Genomic DNA, 4,521 nt, shown 5'->3' on the forward strand with positions numbered 1-4,521 from the left:
CTATCAGGGCCGATACCTGCAGGATCTCCCATGGTTATGCCAAGAAAAGGCAGGTCTGAATGAGTATTCATAATTAGATATTGCTTTCATTTTTATATGTTAAATATAGAAAATATACTATTGACGCAACAGGGTGTAAATACAATTTAGGAACGAATTTGTGAAACCCTTATGAATTTTGGGGTTGACCGTTTTTATTAGATTTTTGTTTAATTTGAAGAAATTCAAAGAAAATCGTTGAAAATCGAAGCAAAAAAATAAAAATTCTTTACGAATATTTATTTTTTTAAAAAATACCTTTTGAAAATAGGGATTTGTCGAACCCATTGTAATCAGTAAGCATTCCCTTTGTTTCACGGAAAATATCTTATTAAAACAGGTTGTTAAAAAAATATACCATGCATTATTCCAACCCTGACCTGACTGTCTTTATTCCAGTTGACCAATAAATTATATTCACATAAAAATAAGGTCAAAATATTAAAATCACTATGGTCACCGTTAACCATTATTATTAATGTCAAACCTCTTAGCCGCGTTGCTTTGTATTGTTTGGAAGGCTGTGGATTGTTCCATGGAGTCGTTTTTAAAAGAAGTTAAATTGCATATTAAAGAATCAGTTCCAGACCATTGTTACCGAATGTGGATTGAACCTGTGGCATTATCTGCCCATGATGCCGAAAGTATTGTCCTGTCAGCGCCCAATGACTTCTATATCAAACGGCTTAAAGAAAACTATCTGGGCTATTTTGAAGAAGGTTTTTTGCGGTTGGGCCAAAAAATCCGCATTGAATTCAAGGTAAACAACAAAAAAATAAATTCAGGTTCCAGGCAGGCACAAAAAACAACCGGGGGGATGCCTGCCATCCCGGAAGCGGTCAATATTCCGTCAGAATTTCATCCACACTTGCCCGGCATGACACCGGCGTTTAATTGCGGGCGCATGCTTAAAAAGAATTTTACTTTTGACGATTTTGTTGTGGGGGACAATTCCAGCTTTGCATATAATGCTTCTTTATGTCTGGCTCAGGGTAATCTGAACGGGACCGGCGTACTTTTTCTTCTGGGTAAAACAGGTCTGGGTAAAAGCCATCTGTCCCAGGCCGTGGGCCACCATATGCTGGCGCACAACCTGACCCAGCGGGTTCTTTATGTCACGGCCGAAGATTTTACCAATGAAATGATCTATTCCTTGAGAAATAACAGTATTGACCAGTTCAAGGAAAAATACCGTCTTAAATGTGATGTGCTGATCCTGGAAGATGTCCATTTTCTGACCGGCAAGACCGCCACCCAGAATGAGCTTGCCATGACTCTGGACTATCTGATTGATGCGGATAAGAAAATTATTTTTTCAGGCAACGAACGGCCTGATGAGATCCCAAAATTAAATGAAAGCCTGAAATCCAGGCTGAATATGGGGATTGTCACGGAGATCAAGACACCTGATTTTGGAACCCGGGTTAAGATTTTAAATAAAAAATCCAAGGCCATACAATGTCTTTTGCCCACACCCGTGACCGAATATATTGCCCAGGAAGCCTGTGAAGATGTCCGCCAGCTTGAAAGTGCGCTTATAAGTGTTGTTACCCGGGGCCGGCTGATGAACCGGAAAATTGACGTTGAGCTTGCCAGGCGTGTGCTTGAAAAAATGACTGGGACGCGCAAACGCATAACCATTGATCTGATCAAAAAACTGGTCTGTGAAGCGTTTGATGTTTCCGAACAGGAGCTTGTGTCTAAATCCAGGAAACACCGCATTGTCAAGCCCCGCCAGGTGGCAATTTTTCTATCAAAACAGTATACGGACCAGCCCATAAAGACAATTGGCGCCAGTTTCAAACGTTACCATGCTACGGCCATCTATTCAGTCAATGAGGTTGAAAAGGAAATGAAACAAAAAGGTCAACGTTATGAGCAGATCAGGTATCTGGCCAACAAGCTTGAATCAGGCAGCTTTTAAATGACGATTTCTAAGAAAATAAAGAATCAATTGGGTTTTATGGCATAATCATTGTAGATTAAAAGTTTTTCCAGAATATCAATTTTGGGGTGTCGGGTCTGCATAATGCAGCATTTTATGGAGATTGCGCAATAATCAAAACAGAGCCGGCAGTTTTTATCAAATTCTCCAAAGCACTCCGGTATGTCCATTGAGTCTTCTTTGATCTTTTCTTCTTCAATTAACCGGTCCAATTGTATTTCCATATGAAATTCCAAGGCAAGTGTTTTTTATATTAAATTTAAAGTATGCGCCGCTTTTTTTCAACCATGTTTTACTAAAAATTAATCATGGGCCTTACACCATGGCTTCAAGTTTTTCAACCAGCGGAGCAAGACTTGCCTTTTCACGTGCTGAAACCAGAATGCCCTGGTTTAAAAGCCAGGGTGAATCAAAATTGTTCAAATCAGCCAGGTCCATTTTATTGAATACATACAGGGTGGGAATTTTATTCAGGTTCAAGGATTTCAGCAACTGGTCCACAGTCTCTTTCTGCTGCATGTACCTGGGGTTTGAAATGTCAATGACATGAAGAATGACATCTGCCTGCTCAAGTTCCTCCAAGGTGGCGTGAAAGGCTTCTAAAAGCTCCTTGGGCAGGTTCTGGATAAATCCCACAGTATCTGTGATGATAACTTCCTTATCCCGGGGAAACCGTAGCCTTCGAGAGGAGGGATCCAGGGTGGCAAACAGCCGGTTTGCGGCGATAATGCTGCTCTGGGTCAGGGTATTGAGCAATGTTGACTTGCCTGCATTGGTATACCCCACAATGGAGATGACCGGCAGCTCCCTTCTTTTACGCCTTGATTTCTGCTGTTTACGCTGTTTGCGGATTTTTTCGATCTCTTTTTTCAGCCGGGTGATACGCTCCCGGGCCCGACGCCGGTTCACCTCCAGCTTGGTTTCCCCGGGGCCCCTGCCGCCAATTCCGCCTGTCAGCCTGGACATGGCCGTATTTTTCGTGACCAGGCGGGGCAGCATATATTCAAGCTGGGCCAGTTCCACCTGGTATTTACCTTCACTGGATTTAGCCTGTTTGGCAAAAATATCCAGTATCAGCTGGGTCCGGTCAATGACCTTCATCTCCACAAAGTCGGTGATGGAACGTATCTGGGAGGGACTCAGTTCCCGGTCAAAGACAAGCAATGTGGCATAATTCTGGATGGCCTTGATAATCAGTTCAGATAATTTGCCTTTGCCCACCACAAATTTGGGGTCAATGTTTTTTCTTTGCTGGATGGCCGTGCCCACCACATTGATCTGGCTTGTCTTGCACAACTCCTTAAGTTCATCCATTGAAATATGGGCAGAACTGATACTTTGTGTTTCCGCATTGATCAAAAATGCATTTTCCCGGCCGGTTTCCGGGCTGTGCCGGCGGTTGTTCCGGGAAAGTTCGGATTCAAGTTCATGAATTTGAGCCTGGCAGTCTGTATCCAGAAAGTCAAGGGATGTACCGGGCAGGATCCTGTAAGGTTCTGCTTCAGGATCAGGCAGAATATGCGCGGAGTACACAGGGCCAGGTGTTCCGTCGGCATTCAGGCAGATGGCAGTGATAAAATCCAGGCGCAGAAGGGCAAGGTCGGTGAGATCATCCCGTGTCAATGCCTCGTGGGACAGATGCGTATGAATGCAGCGCAGCCCCTTGAGACGGCCCGGACCGGGCCGAAAATCCGGTGTTACCGGAATAACAATACGCTGGGGTTCTCCTGCAATAACACAGATGACTTTTCCGTTGCGATCCAGAAGAAGGCCGATCTGGCGGCGGATATCCTGGCTGATGGCAACAATTTCAATGGCGGCCTGGGGGGAAAGGATGTATTCAGGCGGTGATTTAATCGTGTAAAGATTTTCGATCCGGTTTATCTGGGCTTTGCTCAGCCCGTCAAGGGTGCCGTAGACAATGCGTTTCATTTAAACCCCTGGTATGTTTCTGGTGCCAGTTCCTCAAACCGGGTATACTGGCCGTTAAACACCATCTGTGCAGTACCAATGCTGCCGTTCCGGTTTTTGGCAACAATGATCTCTGCTGTATTTTTCTTGGGATTGTCCGGCTCTTTATTGTAGACCTCGTCCCGGTAAATAAAGGCTATAATATCGGCATCCTGTTCAATGGCACCGGATTCTCGTAAATCAGACATCATGGGCCGTTTGTCCGAGCGCTGTTCAAGGGCACGGTTAAGCTGGGATAATGCCAGAACCGGAACCCTGAGTTCCTTGGCAAGGCTTTTTAAAGCCCTTGAAATATCGGCAATCTCAAGGTCCCTTCGATCAGAGCGGATGGATGATCTCATTAACTGCAGGTAATCAATAACCACAAGGCCGATGTCTCCATTTATCTGGAACAGTTTCCTGGCTTTGGCCCGAAGGTCCATAATCGATATGGCAGGCGTATCATCAATGAAAATGGGCATCTCATTGAGAACGCCCGCAGCATCCGTGAAATTCTGCCAGTCTTCGGGGCTGAATACCCCGCTGCGCAACCGGTTGGCATCCACCCGTGCCTCGGATGTTAACAG

The 4,521-nt window shown here is 44.7% G+C and carries 4 protein-coding genes; 1 reads left to right on the forward strand and 3 read right to left on the reverse strand.

The window, feature by feature from the left end; genetic code table 11:
* Window positions 1-574 precede the first annotated feature (574 nt).
* Window positions 575-1,963 carry a chromosomal replication initiator protein DnaA gene (gene dnaA / locus AB7U36_RS19170; RefSeq protein ID WP_428161253.1) on the forward strand — a complete coding sequence of 463 codons (1,389 nt, stop codon included), beginning with the start codon at window positions 575-577 and terminating at the stop codon, window positions 1,961-1,963.
* 26 nt (window positions 1,964-1,989) lie between these two features.
* Here dnaA and AB7U36_RS19175 read toward each other — a convergent pair whose 3' ends face one another.
* The 3 genes from AB7U36_RS19175 to AB7U36_RS19185 form a co-directional block, all read right to left on the reverse strand.
* Window positions 1,990-2,208 carry a hypothetical protein gene (locus AB7U36_RS19175; RefSeq protein WP_428161254.1) on the reverse strand — a complete coding sequence of 73 codons (219 nt, stop codon included), beginning with the start codon at window positions 2,206-2,208 and terminating at the stop codon, window positions 1,990-1,992.
* Between the two features lie 91 nt (window positions 2,209-2,299).
* Complete coding sequence (hflX, locus tag AB7U36_RS19180) at window positions 2,300-3,916, reverse strand: GTPase HflX (RefSeq protein WP_428161255.1); 1,617 nt, start codon at window positions 3,914-3,916, stop codon at window positions 2,300-2,302.
* Window positions 3,913-4,521: replicative DNA helicase (locus AB7U36_RS19185; RefSeq protein ID WP_428161256.1), on the reverse strand; the 609-nt coding region annotated here is incomplete at its 5' end. The genes AB7U36_RS19185 and hflX, both read right to left, overlap by 4 nt.

The organism is Desulfobacter sp. (genome assembly GCF_050177295.1).